Annotated in this window: 16 protein-coding genes; 4 read left to right on the forward strand and 12 right to left on the reverse strand. The window is 69.6% G+C overall.

Annotated elements, in window-relative coordinates:
• Positions 1-60 precede the first annotated feature (60 nt).
• Positions 61-396 carry a type VII secretion target gene (locus M3330_RS01550; protein ID WP_006551405.1) on the forward strand — a complete coding sequence of 112 codons (336 nt, stop codon included), beginning with the start codon at positions 61-63 and terminating at the stop codon, positions 394-396.
• Positions 396-1,613, forward strand: a complete 1,218-nt coding sequence (locus M3330_RS01555) for a hypothetical protein (RefSeq protein WP_019289249.1) — start codon at positions 396-398, stop codon at positions 1,611-1,613. The genes M3330_RS01550 and M3330_RS01555 overlap by 1 nt, the downstream gene beginning before the upstream one ends.
• Positions 1,614-1,640: 27 nt before the next feature.
• Here M3330_RS01555 and M3330_RS01560 read toward each other — a convergent pair whose 3' ends face one another.
• From M3330_RS01560 to M3330_RS01570, 3 genes are all read right to left on the reverse strand, one after another.
• Positions 1,641-2,285: a hypothetical protein gene (locus tag M3330_RS01560; protein WP_170318498.1), complete on the reverse strand. Its 645-nt coding sequence runs from the start codon at positions 2,283-2,285 to the stop codon at positions 1,641-1,643.
• On the reverse strand, positions 2,272-3,546 hold the full coding sequence (hisS, locus tag M3330_RS01565) for a histidine--tRNA ligase (protein WP_006551401.1): 1,275 nt from the start codon (positions 3,544-3,546) through the stop codon (positions 2,272-2,274). The genes M3330_RS01560 and hisS overlap by 14 nt, the downstream gene beginning before the upstream one ends.
• Positions 3,547-3,609: 63 nt before the next feature.
• The gene (locus tag M3330_RS01570; protein ID WP_183079234.1) at positions 3,610-4,293 is read right to left on the reverse strand and encodes an MBL fold metallo-hydrolase; all 684 of its coding nucleotides are present in this window, start codon (positions 4,291-4,293) and stop codon (positions 3,610-3,612) included.
• Between the two features lie 149 nt (positions 4,294-4,442).
• Here M3330_RS01570 and M3330_RS01575 point away from each other — a divergent pair, with 149 nt between their 5' ends.
• Together M3330_RS01575 and M3330_RS01580 are read left to right on the forward strand one after the other, a co-directional pair.
• The gene (locus M3330_RS01575) at positions 4,443-5,318 is read left to right on the forward strand and encodes a peptidylprolyl isomerase (protein WP_071934861.1); all 876 of its coding nucleotides are present in this window, start codon (positions 4,443-4,445) and stop codon (positions 5,316-5,318) included.
• Entirely contained in the window at positions 5,318-6,100 is a 783-nt protein-coding gene (locus M3330_RS01580; protein ID WP_071934860.1) for a peptidylprolyl isomerase, read from the forward strand. Before M3330_RS01575 ends, M3330_RS01580 begins: the two co-directional genes overlap by 1 nt.
• A gap of 91 nt (positions 6,101-6,191) precedes the next feature.
• Here the strand turns inward: M3330_RS01580 and M3330_RS01585 are convergent, their stop codons facing one another.
• The 9 genes from M3330_RS01585 to ruvC all read right to left on the reverse strand — a co-directional run bounded on the left by M3330_RS01585 (position 6,192) and on the right by ruvC (position 16,869).
• On the reverse strand, positions 6,192-8,504 hold the full coding sequence (locus M3330_RS01585; protein WP_024100749.1) for a bifunctional (p)ppGpp synthetase/guanosine-3',5'-bis(diphosphate) 3'-pyrophosphohydrolase: 2,313 nt from the start codon (positions 8,502-8,504) through the stop codon (positions 6,192-6,194).
• A gap of 104 nt (positions 8,505-8,608) precedes the next feature.
• The gene (locus M3330_RS01590; RefSeq protein ID WP_006551396.1) at positions 8,609-9,166 is read right to left on the reverse strand and encodes an adenine phosphoribosyltransferase; all 558 of its coding nucleotides are present in this window, start codon (positions 9,164-9,166) and stop codon (positions 8,609-8,611) included.
• Complete coding sequence (locus M3330_RS01595; RefSeq protein ID WP_255026781.1) at positions 9,163-10,914, reverse strand: ABC transporter substrate-binding protein; 1,752 nt, start codon at positions 10,912-10,914, stop codon at positions 9,163-9,165. Before M3330_RS01595 ends, M3330_RS01590 begins: the two co-directional genes overlap by 4 nt.
• Position 10,915: 1 nt before the next feature.
• On the reverse strand, positions 10,916-12,118 hold the full coding sequence (gene secF / locus M3330_RS01600) for a protein translocase subunit SecF (RefSeq protein WP_228045024.1): 1,203 nt from the start codon (positions 12,116-12,118) through the stop codon (positions 10,916-10,918).
• Positions 12,119-12,120: 2 nt separating this feature from the next.
• Entirely contained in the window at positions 12,121-13,917 is a 1,797-nt protein-coding gene (gene secD / locus M3330_RS01605; RefSeq protein ID WP_255026782.1) for a protein translocase subunit SecD, read from the reverse strand.
• A 110-nt stretch (positions 13,918-14,027) separates the two neighbouring features.
• Positions 14,028-14,357 carry a preprotein translocase subunit YajC gene (gene yajC / locus M3330_RS01610; RefSeq protein WP_006551392.1) on the reverse strand — a complete coding sequence of 110 codons (330 nt, stop codon included), beginning with the start codon at positions 14,355-14,357 and terminating at the stop codon, positions 14,028-14,030.
• A gap of 147 nt (positions 14,358-14,504) precedes the next feature.
• Positions 14,505-15,602, reverse strand: a complete 1,098-nt coding sequence (gene ruvB / locus M3330_RS01615; protein ID WP_228045124.1) for a Holliday junction branch migration DNA helicase RuvB — start codon at positions 15,600-15,602, stop codon at positions 14,505-14,507.
• A 95-nt stretch (positions 15,603-15,697) separates the two neighbouring features.
• Positions 15,698-16,294 carry a Holliday junction branch migration protein RuvA gene (gene ruvA / locus M3330_RS01620; RefSeq protein WP_006551390.1) on the reverse strand — a complete coding sequence of 199 codons (597 nt, stop codon included), beginning with the start codon at positions 16,292-16,294 and terminating at the stop codon, positions 15,698-15,700.
• Positions 16,291-16,869 carry a crossover junction endodeoxyribonuclease RuvC gene (gene ruvC / locus M3330_RS01625; protein WP_033096573.1) on the reverse strand — a complete coding sequence of 193 codons (579 nt, stop codon included), beginning with the start codon at positions 16,867-16,869 and terminating at the stop codon, positions 16,291-16,293. Before ruvC ends, ruvA begins: the two co-directional genes overlap by 4 nt.
• Positions 16,870-17,046: the final 177 nt, after the last annotated feature.

Below are 17,046 nucleotides of genomic sequence, written 5' to 3' on the forward strand. Positions count from 1 at the left end.
GGCTCGCCCGGTGCGCTCGAGTTACAGTGCTCGCCACACTGATCTTCGATGGGGGGTTCGATGAGCGGTCTGTTTCCCGGTGCCGGAATCCGGGTGGTGCCCGATGGTATTCGAGCGTTCGGGGCCACGAATCTTCGTGCGGCCGAGCAGGTAGCGCAGGCGGGGACGTTCGATCTGCAGGCCAACATCTCCGCGTTGAGTCCGGCTCTGGGACTCATCGGCGGAGAGTTCCTCGCGGTGTTCGCCGCGGCCCAATCCGAGCACACCAGTGCCGTCGCGCAACTGTCGTGGGCCTACGCGTCCAACGGCATCGCAGCACACGAGGCGGCCACCGGTTACGAAACGACCGACACCGGAACGGCTTCGGCGCTGGCCGACGCTGCGGGAGGACTGTGATGCAGGGATCGGTCATCGACACCGCAACACCCGCAGCGTCACCGACCGTTCTCGACGCTCTCCGCGCGTCGCCGATCGGACCGGTCCTCGACGCACCGCTGCCGGTACTTCCGGAACCCGTTCTTCCCGAGCCGGGTCTGCCCGTCCTCGAGGCGAATTCGATCGTCGAGCTGCTCGAATCGATTCCGGTACCGGTGCTGCCCGATCTCGAGACGATCGTGCGGCCGCTCACCGAACTCTGCTCGATGTTCGGCACCGGTATCCTCGACTCGCTCGATCCGTCGGCGATCCTGCAGCAGGGGTCGCGTCTGCTCGAGACCGCCACGATGCTCGGACGCAGTGCGCTGCACGCACTTCCGGAGTCGTGGGAGGGAGCAACGGCCGACGAGGCCGCAGGTCACGGTGTGCGCGCGCAGCAGTCGGCCCTCGAACTGGCCGACCGCGGCGACCGGATCGGCGACGTCACCCGCGCCGCCACGGCGACCGTCGAACGCGGCAACATCGAATTGACCGGCATCGCACAGTCGTTCGTGACCACGGCGATGGCGGCCGCACCGGCTCTCGCGACGCCGCCGGGCCAGGCCGCCCTGTTGGCGTCCGCCGCGCAGCATCTCCAGGCTGCCCTGGCCGTCGTTGCGCGTACCCGGGGCGAGCTGACGGTCCACACCGCCGCGATGACGGCGCTGACCACGCCGATTCCCGTGCCCGCGCCGGTGGCCGTGACCGGGGTGCAGGAGATGCGCACGGTCGCCACGGCCGCAACCGATGTCGCGTCGAGTGTCGCAGCGCCGTTCACGGCCGCCGCGCACGCCGCGACCACTCCCACCGCCTACGCGGCGACCGCGCCCACCGCACACGCGGCGGTTCCGACCGTCGGTGCGGCGGTCGCGGGATCGGCCGGAACGGTGTCGGCCGGAGTGGTCACCGGTCACGGCACCGCGGGGGCCGCGTTCGGAACTGCGGGTGTGCCTGCCGCCGCTCCGATTCCGACCGCCCCGGGCTCGGGCGGGAGTGCGCAGGCCACGACCGGCGCGAGCGCGATGGGAAGGGCACCCTCGACCGGTGGGATGGTCCCCGCGACGTCCGCTCGCGGGTCCGACGACGAGGAGCACCGCTCCCCCACCCGTCTGCTGAGTGCCGCCGCGGAGGGCACCGAGGTCGTCGGCGAACTGCCGTTGGTCGTTCCCGCCGTGATCGGTTCGCACGACGACCGCTGAGCATTACTCGTCGATCGGACGAGCCTGTCAGTCGACGAGGGAGGCGACCTCGTGGTCGGTCAGCGTCGTCTGCGGCACCCGGCCGGCGCCGCGCGCGAGTTCGATCGCCCGGTAGAGCGGGCGTTCGCCGAGCGCGGCGTCGCGGGCCTCGGCCCGCAACTGTTCGACGAGCACCGACGAGATCGCCGCCGCCGGAGCGATCTCGCTGGTGGCGAGCGCATCCGCGAGCTTTCGCAGGGCCAGCACGTCGAGTTCGCGACCGCCGCCGTTGGCGTACAGGGCGAGCGGGACCGACACGAGATTGTGCTCACCGTCGTTGACGCGCACGACGGCCTGCGATACCCCGCCCACCCGGACGATCAGTTCGACACCGGCGAGTCGCGCGAGATCGACACTGCGCGACCGGAACGCCCCCGACAGCGTGACGACGGTGCCGCGCAGCAGCAGGTGCCGACGCGTGGCCAGGAACGCACCGACGGCCGGCGGCACCGCGAAGACGGCCCCGACGAGCAGCGCGACCCATCCGGGCGCGACGATCCAGACCAGAACGCCGAGGACGACGCCGACGGCGAGCGCGAGCAGCGCGATCCTGCGGGCGCGTGGCCGGAGCAGCCGGGACGGGATCAGATCGAGCGGGACGGCGGCACCGTCCCGGTCGTCATGCGCCGGCAACGACCTCACCCACACGGGCGACGACGTCCGTGAGTGCAACGCTGTGCTGCTCGCCGTTGCGCAGATCCTTGACGACGACCTCACCTGCCTCGAGTTCGCGGTCACCGAGCACGAGCGCGACGACGGCACCGGACTTGTCGGCCGCCTTCATGGCGCCCTTGAGGCCGCGCCCACCGTATGCGAGGTCGACGCGGACACCCGCGGCGCGCAGTTTGTGCGCGATGGGCACGAGGGCGACCTTGGCGGCGTCGCCCATCGGCACCCCGTACACCTCGCACCGCGCGGGGCTGCCGGCGGTCTTGCCCTCGGCGGCGAGCGCGAGAACCGTGCGGTCGACGCCGATCCCGAAACCGATGCCCGAGAGCGGCTGGCCGCCGAGCTGTTCCATGAGCCCGTCGTAGCGGCCACCACCACCGATGCCGGACTGGGCGCCGAGCCCGTCGTGGACGAACTCGAAGGTGGTCTTCGTGTAGTAGTCGAGGCCGCGCACCATGCGCGGATTGACGACGTACGGGACGCCGATCGCGTCGAGGTGGGCGAGTACCTCGTCGAAGTGTGCGCGAGCGGTGTCCGAGAGATGGTCGAGCATCAGCGGCGCGTCGGCGGTCATCTCGCGGACCTCGGGGCGCTTGTCGTCGAGCACGCGCAGCGGGTTGATCTCGGCGCGGCGGCGCGTCTCCTCGTCGAGCGGGAGCGCGAACAGGAACTGCTGCAGCTTCTCCCGGTACTGCGGACGGCAGGTCTCGTCGCCGAGGGACGTGATCTCGAGGCGGAATCCGTCGAGTCCGAGCGACCGGAATCCTGCGTCGGCAACCGCGATGACCTCGGCGTCGAGCGCGGGATCGTCGATGCCGATCGCCTCGACGCCGACCTGCTGGAGCTGACGGTAGCGGCCCGCCTGGGGGCGCTCGTAGCGGAAGAACGGCCCGGAATAGGACAACTTCACGGGGAGCTGACCGCGGTCGAGACCGTGCTCGATCACCGCGCGCATCACGCCCGCGGTGCCCTCGGGACGCAGCGTGACCGAGCGCTCACCGCGATCGGCGAAGGTGTACATCTCCTTCGTGACGACGTCGGTGGACTCGCCGACGCCGCGAGCGAACAGGCCGGTGTCCTCGAAGATGGGCAGCTCGACGTGCCCGTACCCCGCCAGGCGTGCGGCACGGGTCAGACCGTCCCGTACCGCCACGAACTCCGCCGACTGCGGGGGAACGTAATCGGGCACACCCTTCGGCGCCGAAAACGTGGAGGCCTTGCTCACTGGTACTGCCTTCTCTCGGGATTCTCTCGGTTGGTCACCGGACGGATCGCGGTGTTCGTGCCGTCAGCGGGATTCTGCCAGGCCGGTGAGGAAGGGATTCGACTCCCGCTCCTGCCCGATCGTGCTCGCTCCGCCGTGTCCGGGGAGGATGTTGGTGCCGTCGTCGAGCACGAGCAGCTTGCGCGCGATCGAGTCGAGCAGTTGCGCGTGGTCGCCGCCGGGCAGGTCGGTGCGGCCGATCGACCCCTGGAACAGGGTGTCGCCGGTGAGCGCGACGTTCAGGGCGGCCCCGTCCGGGGTGGTGGTGCGCGTGCGCAGGACGACCGAGCCGCGGGTGTGTCCGGGCGTGTGGTCGACGACGAACTCGATTCCGGCGTGTTCGATCTCGTCTCCGTCGCCGAACTCCACGACCTGCTGCGGTTCGACGAACTCGACGCCGTCGAGGAAGGGGGCGAGGCTCGACCCCATGCCCTGCAGCGGATCGGTGAGCATCATCCGGTCGTCGGGGTGGATGTAGACGGGGATCCCGTACCGGTCGGCCACCGGCTGCGCCGACCACATGTGGTCGAGGTGACCGTGCGTGAGCAGCACCGCCCGGGGCGTGAGATCGGATCCGGTGAGGAACTCCACGAGCGGCTCGGCGGCGTCCTGGCCGGGATCGACGATGACGCACTCCTTCGCGTTGTCCTGCGCGAGGATGTAGCAGTTGGTCTGGAACATCCCGGCAGGGAATCCGGTCACGAGCACGAGCATCGCTCCTACGGGTGGAAGCCTTCGAGGTCTCCTACAGACTATGCGTTGCGCCCTGCCCGCGGGTTGCCGGTCCCGGGTGGCAGACTCGGGTCTGCTTCGAAGTCGGTTGGACCACATCGATCGTTCACGGGAGGACTACTGCAGTGCCGAGCAACGCACAACGGCGCCAGGCCGCGAAACGCAAACTCGAACGGCAGCTCGAGCGTCGAGCCGAACGCGAGCGCAAGCGGCGCCGCATGACGATCGCGCTGTCCGCGCTCGGAGTGATCGTGGTCGTCGGCGCCGGTGTTGCTCTGTGGGCGGTCGACCGGGGCGACGACACGGCCACCGAGGCGGCGTCGAACGACACCTCGGGTTCGGAAATGGAGTACGCCGCGCTCCCCGACGGCCGGTCCGAGCCGTTGCCCGAGACGGTGAGCTGCTCCTACACCGCGGACGGCCGCGAACCGTCGAAGCCGGCAGAGCCGCCGCGCACCGAGGGCATCCGCACCACCGGTGAGGGCAACACGGACATCAGCGTCAGCATGGAGACGAGCCAGGGGAACATCGGCCTGATCCTGCACAACGACGATTCGCCGTGCACCGTCAACAGCTTCCTGTCGCTGGCCTCGCAGAACTTTTTCGACGAGACGGCCTGCCATCGTCTGACTACCTCGCCGTCCCTGCAGGTCCTGCAGTGCGGCGACCCGTCGGGTAGCGGGTCGGGCGGTCCGGGATACCAGTTCGCCAACGAGTTCCCCACCGATCAGTTCGCCGCCGACGATCCCGCCGCGCAGGAACCGATGACCTATCCGCGTGGCACCCTCGCGATGGCCAACGCCGGCCCGGACACCAATGGCAGCCAGTTCTTCCTGGTGTACGGCGATTCGGTGCTGCCGCCGCAGTACACCGTCTTCGGCACGATCGACGAGACCGGTCTCGCGACCCTCGACAAGATCGCCGCGGCCGGCGTCGCAGGCGGAGCCGCCGACGGTGCCCCCGCGCTGGAGACCACCCTCACGTCGGTCAGGATGGACTGATGATCCGATTGCGCACCGCCCTCGCCGCCGGCGCCGGGCTGGCACTCCTGCTCACGGGGTGCTCCGACGATTCGTCCACCGATACCGCCGCGAGCTCGTCGGCACCGGCGTCCGCCGCCGACCGGCAGTCCCCCGCCTACACGGGCGAACTACCGGAGCGACCCAGCGGCACCGACTCCGTCTCGTGCACCTACGACGCCTCGGGTGACGCCGCACGCGACGTGACCGCCCCCGCCTCGGACGACGTCTCCGCCACCGGCGCTGCTGCCGCGCAGATCACCACCAGCGTCGGCGTGATCGGCGTCGAACTCGACCGTGCCGCGGCACCGTGCACGGTCAACAGCTTCGTGTCCCTCGCGGAGCAGGGCTACTTCGACGACACGCCCTGCCACCGGCTGGTGACCTCACCGGGTCTGCAGGTGCTGCAGTGCGGCGACCCGACGGGCACCGGCACGGGCGGGCCGGGTTACGGCTTCGACACCGAGTACCCGGAGAACGTGTACGCACCCGGCGACGCCCAGCTGCGCCAGCCGGTGATCTACCCGCGCGGCACGGTCGCGATGGCCAACACGGGCCGGCCCGGCAGCAACGGCAGCCAGTTCTTCCTGGTCTACGAGGATTCGCAGCTTCCCCCCACCTACACGGTCTTCGGGACGGTCGACGAGGACGGACTCGCCGTGATCGAGGAGGTCGCGGCGGAGGGCGACGACGGATCGATGGCGGCCGGCGGCGGTGCCCCCAACCGCGCGGTGCAGATCGAGTCGGTGACCGTCGGGTCCTGACACCCCCGTTCGCACGGAACGTACGGACGTCCCGTCCCGGAGATTCCGGGGCGGGATGTCGTCGTCCGGCGCGAGACCGAGACGGATTCGGTCAGGCTGCCGAGGTCACCCGGTACACGTCGTAGACGCCCTCGACGTTGCGGACGACGTTGAGTACGTGCCCGAGATGTTTCGGGTCGCCCATCTCGAAGGTGAACCGGCTCACCGCGACCCGATCGCCCGTGGTCGTCACGGAGGCCGACAGGATGTTGACCTTCTCGTCGGCGAGTGCCTTCGTCACGTCGGACAGCAGACGGTGCCGGTCGAGAGCTTCGATCTGGATCGCGACGAGGAACACCGACGACGGCGAGGGCGCCCACTGCACCTCGATGATGCGCTCCGACTGCTCCCGCAGCGACCCGGCGTTGGTGCAGTCGGTGCGGTGCACGCTCACCGCTCCGGTGCGGGTCACGAAGCCCATGATCTCGTCGCCGGGGACGGGCGTGCAGCACTTGGCGAGCTTCGAGACCGTGCCCGGTGCGCCCGGCACGAGGACACCGGAGTCGCCGCTGTTCCGCGAGCGGGTGGGGATGGTCGACGGTGTGGACCGCTCGGCCAGTTCCTCTTCGACGCCACCGACGCCACCGAGCAGCGCGACCAGCCGTTGCACGACGTGGTGCGCCGAGACGTGGTGCTCACCGACCGCGGTGTACAGCGCCGAGACGTCGGCGTACCGCAGTTCCTTGGCGACCGCGACCATCAGGTCGGCGTTCATCAGGCGCTGCAGCGGCAGACCGACGCGACGGACCTCCTTCGCGATGGCGTCCTTGCCGGATTCGAGGGCCTCCTCGCGACGTTCCTTGGCGAACCACTGCCGGATCTTCGCCTTGGCGCGGGGTGAGACGACGAACGACTGCCAGTCGCGGCTCGGGCCGGCGTTGGGGTCCTTGGAGGTGAAGACCTCCACGACCTCGCCGTTCTCGAGCTTGCGTTCGAGGGCGACGAGGCGGCCGTTGACGCGGGCTCCGATGCAGCGGTGCCCGACCTCGGTGTGCACGGCGTACGCGAAGTCCACGGGCGTCGAGCCGGAAGGCAGCGTGATCACGTCGCCCTTGGGCGTGAAGACGAAGATCTCCTTGACCGCCAGGTCGTAGCGGAGCGATTCGAGGAACTCCCCCGGGTCGGCCGCTTCCCGCTGCCAGTCGAGGAGCTGCCGCATCCAGGCCATGTCGTCGAGCTCGGCGACATCACCCGAGTGGCGTCCCTTGGTCTCCTTGTACCGCCAGTGCGCGGCGATGCCGAATTCTGCGGTGCGGTGCATCTCGTGCGTGCGGATCTGCACCTCGAGCGGCTTGCCCTCGGGACCGATGACGGTGGTGTGCAGCGACTGGTAGACGCCGTAGCGGGGCTGGGCGATGTAGTCCTTGAACCGTCCCGCCATGGGCTGCCACAGCGAGTGCACGACACCGACGGCCGCGTAGCAGTCGCGGATCTCGTTGCACAGGATGCGCACGCCGACCAGGTCGTGGATGTCGTCGAAGTCGCGGCCCTTGACGATCATCTTCTGGTAGATCGACCAGTAGTGCTTGGGCCGGCCCTCGACGACCGCGTCGATCCGCGACGCGGAGAGTGTCCGTCCGATCTCGTCACGGACGGTGGCCAGGTAGGTGTCGCGCGACGGTGCGCGGGTCGCGACGAGCCGGACGATCTCCTCGTACTTCTTCGGATGAAGGATCGCGAAGGCGAGGTCCTCGAGCTCCCACTTGACCGTCGCCATCCCGAGGCGGTGGGCCAGCGGGGCGATGACCTCGAGGGTCTCGCGTGCCTTGCGGGCCTGCTTCTCGGGAGGCAGGAAGCGCATGGTCCGCATGTTGTGCAGACGGTCGGCGACCTTGATGACGAGCACCCGGGGGTCGCGCGCCATCGCGATGATCATCTTGCGGATGGTCTCGCCCTCGGCGGCCGAACCGAGCACGACCTTGTCGAGTTTGGTGACGCCGTCGACGAGATGCGCGACCTCTTCACCGAACTCGGCGGTGAGCTGCTCGAGCGTATACCCGGTGTCCTCGACGGTGTCGTGGAGCAGTGCCGCGACGAGGGTCGTGGTGTCCATGCCGAGTTCGGCGAGGATCGTGGCGACCGCCAGCGGGTGGGTGATGTAGGGATCGCCGGACTTGCGCTTCTGGCTGGCGTGCCGTTCCTCCGCGACGTCGTAGGCCCGCTGCAGCTGCGAGAGGTCGGCCTTCGGGTACAGCTCGCGGTGGATGGTGACCAGCGGCTCGAGGACCGGCTTGAGGCTCGTGCCCCGCTGACCGGTGATGCGTCGTGCCAGGCGCGCGCGTACCCGCCTCGACGCGGAGGTCGATGCCGGTGTGGGGGTCGGGTTCTGACCGGAATTGTGGGACCGATCGAGATTCTGGGTCATGCCTCAACCTCCCGTCGCGGCTGCGAACCCGGTTCGTCACCGATGCGCATGTCCGGACCGTACGGGCCCGGCGGGTTCACCGGCACCTGTGGCAACTCTATCCCTCAGATCCGCATGAGAGACGTCAGCGGGTACTTCTGCAGTCGCGTCCGGCCGCCGAGGGCTTCGATCTCGGTGACGACGGTGATCCCGACGACCTCGGCGCCGACGCGTTCGAGCAGTTCGACGGTGGCGGCGAGGGTTCCGCCGGTCGCAAGGACGTCGTCGACGACGAGCACCTTGCGGCCCTGCAGGGCCATCCAGTCGCCCGGGATCTCGATCGCGGCGGTGCCGTATTCGAGGCTGTATTCACAGGTCTGGACGGGCGGCGGGAGTTTGCCCGCCTTGCGGACGGCGAGCACGCCCACCCCCAGGGTGCGGGCGATGCCGCCGCCGAGGAGGAAGCCGCGCGCATCGATACCGGCGACGAGTTCGGCGTCGGGTGCCGCGGAGGCCAGCGCCGCGATCACGGCCGAGAAGGACGGTCCGTCGGCGAAGACGGGCGTCAGGTCGGCGAAACGGACACCCGCGGTCGGGAAATCGTCGACCCATCGGGTGTGTTCGGCCACGGCCACGGCAGCTTCTTCGACGAGCCGCGTATCGCCGATCCGTTGAGCGCTCATCCTCCGAGTATCCACCGGTCCATGTTCCAGCCCGCACCCGCGGTCGTCGGGTTGGGCACCCCGGCATGCATTCCCGCCGCGAACCCGATCGTGCGGGGCTGCGCGAACAGGGGCAGGGTGGGAACGTCGCCCCACAGGATGCGTTCGGCCTCGGTCGCGAGTCCCGCGATGGCCGCGTTGTCCTTCGCCACGAGCAGGCCGTCGAGCAGTTCGTCGACGCGGCCGATCGAATAACCGCCGACGTTGCTGCCGGCCCCGGAGTGCAGTGCGTCGCGGGCGTGCTCCATGTCGGCGGCGCCACCGGCACCGGCGGCCGTGGCCGTCCCGACGAGGATCGCGTCGACCTCCCCCGCCGTCAGCTGCGACGGCGTGAAGGTGTCGGAGCCGGCGTCGACGATCTCGATGCCCGCCTCACGGCAGGATTCGCCGATCAACTCGACGGTGCGCGCGCGGCGCTCGTCCGGTCCGAGATAGCCGATGCGGACCTGCATGCGGTCCTGACCGGAGGCCTCACGTTCGGAACGCGCGGCGTCGATGTCGACCTCGGCGTAGCCTTCGGCGGTCGGCACGGTCTGCGGGTACAGCGGCGAGTCGGGCGCCAGGAGCCGCGAGGTGATCGGGCCCGTGACGCCGTTCGACTCGTCGGACACGCCGAGTTCGTCGAACAGCTGTGTGCGAGGCGTGCACAGGGCGACGGCGCGGCGCGCCGCCGGGTCCTGGAAGACACCGCTCGTGGCGAACACCAGTTGTTCGAGGTTGCGTGAGACGACGGTGGAGACGTCGGCGCCGTCGCCGAGGTTGCTGTGGCCGACGGATCCCTCGGCCACGTCGACGACGTGGATGCGGCCGTCCTCCGCGGCCGCGGACGTGTCGGTGCCGCGCGGCCAGACGACGATGCGGTCGGTGCCCGGGGCGTTCCCCCACCACCGCTCGTTCGCGACGAGCGTCAGGCCGTCCTCGGCGGTGTACGACTCGATACGGTACGGACCCGCCGACGGGAAGAGGGCCGGGTCGATCTCACCCGGGGTGAGAGACCAGCCGGTGTTCCAGAACTCCGCGATGCGCCGGACGGCCTCGGTGTCGTTCGTCGTGATCGCCCCGACCAGGTCGGACACACCCGACCTTCCTGCCGCCACGTGGGCCGGCATCAGCTCGGTGGCCCCGAACAGCGCCTTCCAGTTCGTGTCCTCGCGGCCGGGTCGGAAGACGACGGTGGCCTCCTTCGACCCGGGCTGACAGTCGACCCGGTCGATGTCGGCGTAACCACCACGATGGGCAGCGTCGAACAGCGGGACCTGCTCGCCGGACTCGTCGGGAGCGGTGAAGCGTCCGCTCGACGCAGCCCAGGCCAGGACGAGGTCGTCGCAGGACATGGGCACACCGTCGGAGTAGACCGCGTCCGGCGACAGGCGGTATTGCACGGTGAGCCCCTCACCGGGCACGACCGAGGCAGTGCCGATGTCGGTGTCCGCGATCACCCGGCCCTGCGGACCGACGTAGCCGAAGCCCGGCAGCACCCGGGCGAACGCCTGGCGCGCGCCCGAGGCCGCACCGTCGACGGTGTTCGCGTTGTAGGTCGTCACCGTGTTGTCGATCGCGTACCCGATCGAGTGCACCGGTTCCTCGTCCGTGCCGCACGCGACGGTGGAGAACGCGAGTGTCGAGGCCACCGCCGCGCACGCGAGGAGCGTGCCGCGGCGCCTCGGCGACCGCCTCGTCGTCGGGTCGTTCCGCTCGCTCACCGCCATGTCAGGACCTTCTCTTGCCGCGCTTTCCGGTGGGTCGTGCCCCGGGGGCAGGGCCGCGACGGACCGTCGCCCGGTCGGGCAGGGATCCGGCGCCCTGCACCGTCGGCACCACCTTTGCGTCGACCGCGTCGGCCGACTGCGATCCGGCCGGCGTCCCGGCCTTCGCCGCGCGGGCGGCGGCCTCCTCCCGCTTGGCGAGCACCTTGCGGGTGTGCTTCGCGACCGGACCACGCCATTCCTCGAGCGTAACCAGCAACGGGGTCGCGAAGAAGATCGACGAGAAGGTACCGACGACGATGCCGACCAACTGGACGAGGGCGAGGTCCTTGAGCGTACCCACACCGAGGAGCCACACCGCGATGACCATCAGCGCCAGCACCGGCAACACCGAGATGATAGTGGTGTTGATCGAGCGCATGAGCGTCTGGTTGACGGCGAGGTTGGCCTGCTCGGCGTAGGTGCGGCGGTGCAGGTGCAGGATGCCGCGGGTGTTCTCCTCGACCTTGTCGAAGACGACGACCGTGTCGTAGAGCGAGAAACCGAGGATCGTGAGCAGACCGATGACGGTCGCAGGACTGACCTCGAAGCCGACGAGGGCGTAGACACCCGCTGTCACGATGATGTCGAAGAACAGGGCGGTGATCGCTGCGATCGCCATGTTCCGCTGGTATCGGATCGTGATGTAGATGCTGACGATGACGAGGAAGACCACCAGCGCGATGAGCGCCTTGTTGGTGATCTGGCTTCCCCACGTCTCGCTGACGTCGGCGACGCTGATCGAGTTGCGGGACGGCTCACCGTCCGGCCCGGCGGGCTGGAACTCCTCGAACAGCGCGGTCTGCAACTCGGCGACCTGCTCGCCGTCGAGGGTCTCCGACCGGATCTGGACGGTCGCTCCGTCGCCGGCGCCGACAGTCTGCACCGCCTCGGGTTCGAAGCCGATGGTGTCGCTGAAGACGGTCTCGACTTCCTCGACGGAGACGCCCGGCACGGCCGGCATCTGGATGCGGGTGCCGCCCTCGAAGTCGATACCCCAGCTGAATCCGCGCAGCAGCATGCTGAGCAGGGCGATCAACACGATCACCGCGGTGACGATGTACCACCGCTTGCGGCGTCCGACGATCTCGAAGGCGCCCGTGCCGGTGTACAGACGGGACAGTCGGCTGTGCTGCGGCGCGGCCGTCGTCGTGGTCGTGTCGGTCATCGTCACGCCTCCTTCGCAGCGGTCGCGGCGACGAGACGACGCTCGTCGGCCACCTGCTGGATCGCGCCCAGACCGTTCACGCTCGGCTTGGACCAGAACTTCGACTTCGAGGCCAGGAACACCAGCGGCCAGGTCACCAGGAACACGACGACGACGTCGAGGATCGTGGTGAGGCCGAGGGTGAACGCGAAGCCGCGGACCTGACCGACGGCCAGGACGTAGAGCACGGCGGCGGCGATGAAGCTGACCGCGTTACCGGAGAGAATCGTGCGGCGGGCCCGTGCCCAGCCGCGCGGCACCGCGGAACGGAAACTCCGCCCCTCACGGATCTCGTCCTTGATCCGTTCGAAGAACACGACGAACGAGTCGGCGGTCATGCCGATACCGATGATCAGACCGGCGACGCCGGCGAGGTCGAGCGTGAACCCGATGTATCTGCCGAGCAGCACCATGACCGCGTAGACCGCCATTCCCGAGAGAACGAGCGACAGCGCGGTGAGCAGTCCGAGCATCCGGTAGTACGCGAGGCAGAACAGGAGCACCAGCGCCAGACCCACCGCACCGGCGATCAGCCCGGCCTCGAGCGAAGCCAGACCCAGGGTGGCGGAGACGGTCTCGGCTTCGGATGCCACGAACGACAGCGGCAACGACCCGTACTTGAGGGTGTTCGCCAGCTCTGCGGCCTGCGTATTCGTGAACTGGCCGGTGATCGAGGTGGCGCTGCCGGCGGGGGTGGCGCCCTGGATCACGGGCGCGCTGACGACCTTCGAGTCGAGCACGAAGGCGGCCTGCTGACCGATGTTCGCGGCGGTGAACTGCGCCCACGTATTGCTGCCCTCGCTGTCGAAGGTCAGGCTGACCTCGTAGCGCGACTGCTGCTGATTGAAACCGGAGGTCGCGTCCTCGATCTGCTGGCCGTCGATGATGCTCGGGCCCAGCAGGTAGATCGCGGTGCCGTCGGTCGAGCACGCGACCAGCGGAAGCGCCGGGTCGTCGTTGCCGGCGAGCGGGTCGGCCGCGGAGCAGTCGAGGGCGAGAGCCGCCGCCTGCTGCACGGCGGGGTCCTCGCTCTGACGGGTGGCCTTGGCCGTGGCGATGTCTGCAGCCGCCTGTTCCTGCGGCGTGAGCGAGCCGTCGTTCTCGGGAGCCTCGGGTGCTCCGGAGGGCTCGGCCGGAGCCTGGGGCGCCTCGACGGGGGCCTCGGGCGTCTCGGCCGGTGCCGGGGCATCGGTGGGCGCGGTGGGATCCTGCGCCGGGAACGGACGTCCCTGCGGTTCGGGTGCGTCGGCGGGCGGAGCCTGGTCGGCCGGCGTGGGTTCACCGGGTGCCGGTTCGGCAGGGGCCGGTTCTGCGGGCAGCCCGCCCTCGGGGGTACCGGCACCGGGCTGCTCGGCGAGATCCTCGGCGGTCATGTTCGCGTCGATCGGTCCCCCGATCACCGGCCTGATGTACAGCCGGGCGGTCTGGCCCAGCGTCCTGGCCTGGGCGCTGTCCTCACCCGGGACGGTGATTACGAGGTTGTCGCCCTCGACGATCACCTCCGAACCCGACACACCGAGCCCGTTGACGCGGGTCTCGATGATCTGCTGGGCCTGGCGGAGGCTGTCCGGACTCGGGCTGCTCCCGTCGGGGGTTCGCGCGGTGAGGGTGACGCGGGTGCCACCCTGCAGGTCGATGCCCAGCTTCGGGGTGGGCGACTTGTCCCCGGTGAAGAAGACCAGTGCATACAACGCGGCGAGAATCACCCCGAACAGGGCGAGAGCGCGCACGGGATGCACCGATCCGTTGGAAGGTGCCACGGTCTGTCAGTCTCCTCGATGCGAGTGAGTGGTGGTCGGGTGCAGTCGCGCGGCGCTCGGCACCGGCACCGGAGACTCCGGTGCCGAAACCGTGCGTCGCGAATCGGCTGTCAGTACTCGGTCGGACGTCCCTCCGGCGGGTTCGCATCGTCGTCCTTGCGGAGCAGATCCGGATCCTGCGGGGTCTCGGTCTCGACGCGCTCCCGGATGACCAGACGCGACCAGGTCGTGACGACACCCGGCGCGATCTCGAGATCGACGGTGTCGTCGGCGAGGGCGGCCACCGTGGCGTGCAGACCCGCGGTGGTCATCACGCGGTCGCCGATGCGCAGGGAGTCCTGCAGCGCCGTTACCTTCTGCATCTCCTTCTTCTGACGCCGCACGCCCAGGAAGGTCGGGACGAGCAGTGCCAGGATCAGGAGAGGGAAGAGCAGTTCCATCGTTGAAGTCAGTCCTCGGTCGTTGTCGGTGGGTGGTGACGCGAGCGACACCAGCGGGTCGTGGTGGCGCATGCGGCACCACGACGTCGGGATCGGCCTCCACGGACCGACGCAGTAGACCAGTGTGCCATTCCCCGGGCGAGGGCCCTACCTCCGTACGTCCGGATCGTCCGGATCGGACGGATCGACACCGCCCTCGAGGGTCGTGTCCGGGTCGTCCTCGAACAGCTCGAGCTGTGGTTCGCGCGCACGCACCTCGATGCCCCCTGTGGCGGCCTCCGGCGGCGGGGTGAGGCCGAGCTGCAACCAAGCGGCCTGCGTGGCCACACGTCCGCGCGGAGTGCGCGCGACCATACCGGCACGGACCAGGAACGGCTCGCACACCTCCTCGACGGTGGCGGGCTCCTCCCCCACGGCCACCGCGAGTGTCGACACGCCGACCGGGCCACCACCGAAACTGCGGACGAGTGCGCCGAGAACGGCGCGGTCGAGACGATCGAGACCGATCGGGTCGACGTCGTACACCTCGAGCGCGGCCTGGGCCACGGCCCGGGTCACGACACCGTCGGCGCGCACGTCGGCGTAGTCGCGGACGCGGCGCAGCAACCGGTTGGCGATACGCGGCGTGCCGCGGGAGCGACCGGCGATCTCCGCGGCGGCGTCGTCGCGGAGATCGATCCCGAGGATCGATGCGGAGCGGTCCAGGATGCGCTGCAGCTCGGGGGGCTCGTAGAAGTCCATGTGCGCAGTGAAACCGAACCGGTCGCGCAGCGGGCCGGTGAGGGCACCGGAACGGGTGGTCGCGCCGACGAGGGTGAAGGGTGCGACCTCGAGCGGGATGGACGTCGCGCCGGGCCCCTTGCCCACCACGACGTCGACGCGGAAGTCCTCCATCGCCAGATACAGCATCTCCTCCGCCGGTCGGGCGATGCGGTGGATCTCGTCGATGAACAGCACGTCGCCCTCCGCGAGGTTCGACAGCATCGCAGCGAGATCACCGGCGCGTTCGAGCGCGGGACCGGAGGTCAGTCTCAGTGACGTGCCGAGTTCGGCGGCGATGATCATCGCCATCGACGTCTTGCCGAGACCGGGCGGACCGGACAGGAGGATGTGATCGGGAGTGCCGCCGCGCAGCTTCGCTCCTCGCAGAACGAGCTGCAGCTGTTCGCGGACCCGCGGTTGCCCGATGAAGTCGTCGAGACTGGTCGGGCGCAGACTGGTCTCGATGTCGCTGTCGGAGGGCAGATGCTCCGCCGTGACCGGCGACCGCTCGCGGTCGGCCGATGCAGCATCGAATTCGCGGGCCGCTCCTGCGGCCTCGAACTCACGGTACTCGTCGGTCACCGCGACCTACCCAGCAGCTTGAGCGCCGAGCGCAGTGCCGTCGAGACGTCGGCGCCCGGCTCCTCGGCAAGGACCTTGTCGGCGGCCGGTTCGGCCTGACGCGGCGTGAATCCGAGGCCGACCAGCGCCTCGACGATCTGGTCGCGCAGCGGCGAGGCACCGGCCGCGACAGGCGACGATCCCGTGGCGCCGAAGGCCGCGACCTTGTCGCGCAGTTCGACGATCATGCGTTCGGCGCCACGCTTGCCGATCCCGGGTACCCGCGTCAGCGCTGCGGTGTTGCCGTCGGCGAGAGCCGCACGCAGCGCATCGGGTTCGAGGACGGCGAGCGTGGCCATGGCGAGCCGGGGGCCGACGCCGCTGACCGTCTGCAGCAGGCCGAACAGTTCGCGCGCCTCGGCGTCCACGAAGCCGTACAGCGTCATGGAGTCCTCGCGCACGATCATCGCGGTGGCGAGTCTGGCCTGCTCGCCGCGCCGGAGACCGGCGAGGGTCGCAGGTGTGGTGTTGATCCGATAGCCGATCCCACCCGCCTCGATCACCACGTGGTCGAGGGCTATGTCGAGTACCTCGCCGTGTACCGAGGCGATCACCGGCTACCTGCCTTCCGTGCGGCCGACTGTTCGCGCAGCCGCTCCTCGTAGCGTTTCTTCTGCTGGGCGGCCGCAGCTTCGGCGGCCGCGAGTCTGGCGATCAGCGGGGCCCGCCAACAGTGTGCGACGGCCAGCGCGAGCGCGTCGGCGGCGTCGGCGGGCTTCGGCGCGGCGTCGAGCTTGAGGATGCGGGTGATCATCGTGGTCACCTGCTTCTTGTCGGCCGTGCCACTGCCGGTGACCGCGGCCTTCACCTCGCTCGGCGTGTGGAACATGACCGGGATCGAGCGACGCGCCGCAGCCAGGGCGACGACGCCGCCGGCCTGCGCGGTGCCCATCGCGGTGCGCACGTTGTGCTGGGAGAACACGCGCTCGATCGCGACGACGTCGGGCTTGTAGCGGTCCATCCACTCCTCGACCGAGTCGGAGACCTTGAGGAGCCGGTGCTCGAGGTCGAGTTCGGGCGAGGTGCGGATGACACCGACGGCGACGGGGATCACGTCGCGTCCGCGTCCCGTGTCGACCATCCCCAGACCACATCGGGTCAGACCGGGGTCGACACCCATCACGCGCACCCGACTCACCTCTCGACACCCGAATACGGCCGGGTTTCCGACGCCTTCGACGGACCCGACCTTGCTTCGCACGATTGCGAACGCCTGTTCGAGAGCATAGCGGCCGGGATCGGGTGCCGGGAGACCGACACGCGACCCCGGCCGCTGTGACAAGTACGACGAGCGTCGCTCGTGGAC

Source organism: Rhodococcus sp. GA1, from assembly GCF_024321955.1.
GTDB classification, from domain to species: domain Bacteria; phylum Actinomycetota; class Actinomycetes; order Mycobacteriales; family Mycobacteriaceae; genus Rhodococcus; species Rhodococcus pyridinivorans.

What these genes read in the sequence shown, in the direction of transcription:
- M3330_RS01550 (WP_006551405.1), top strand. Translation starts at nt 61, where the DNA reads ATGAGCGGTCTGTTTCCCGGTGCCGGAATCCGGGTGGTGCCCGATGGT.
- M3330_RS01555 (WP_019289249.1), top strand. Translation starts at nt 396, where the DNA reads ATGCAGGGATCGGTCATCGACACCGCAACACCCGCAGCGTCACCGACC.
- M3330_RS01580 (WP_071934860.1), top strand. Translation starts at nt 5,318, where the DNA reads ATGATCCGATTGCGCACCGCCCTCGCCGCCGGCGCCGGGCTGGCACTC.
- M3330_RS01585 (WP_024100749.1), bottom strand. Translation starts at nt 8,504, where the DNA reads ATGACCCAGAATCTCGATCGGTCCCACAATTCCGGTCAGAACCCGACC.
- M3330_RS01590 (WP_006551396.1), bottom strand. Translation starts at nt 9,166, where the DNA reads ATGAGCGCTCAACGGATCGGCGATACGCGGCTCGTCGAAGAAGCTGCC.
- M3330_RS01595 (WP_255026781.1), bottom strand. Translation starts at nt 10,914, where the DNA reads ATGGCGGTGAGCGAGCGGAACGACCCGACGACGAGGCGGTCGCCGAGG.
- secF (WP_228045024.1), bottom strand. Translation starts at nt 12,118, where the DNA reads ATGACCGACACGACCACGACGACGGCCGCGCCGCAGCACAGCCGACTG.
- yajC (WP_006551392.1), bottom strand. Translation starts at nt 14,357, where the DNA reads ATGGAACTGCTCTTCCCTCTCCTGATCCTGGCACTGCTCGTCCCGACC.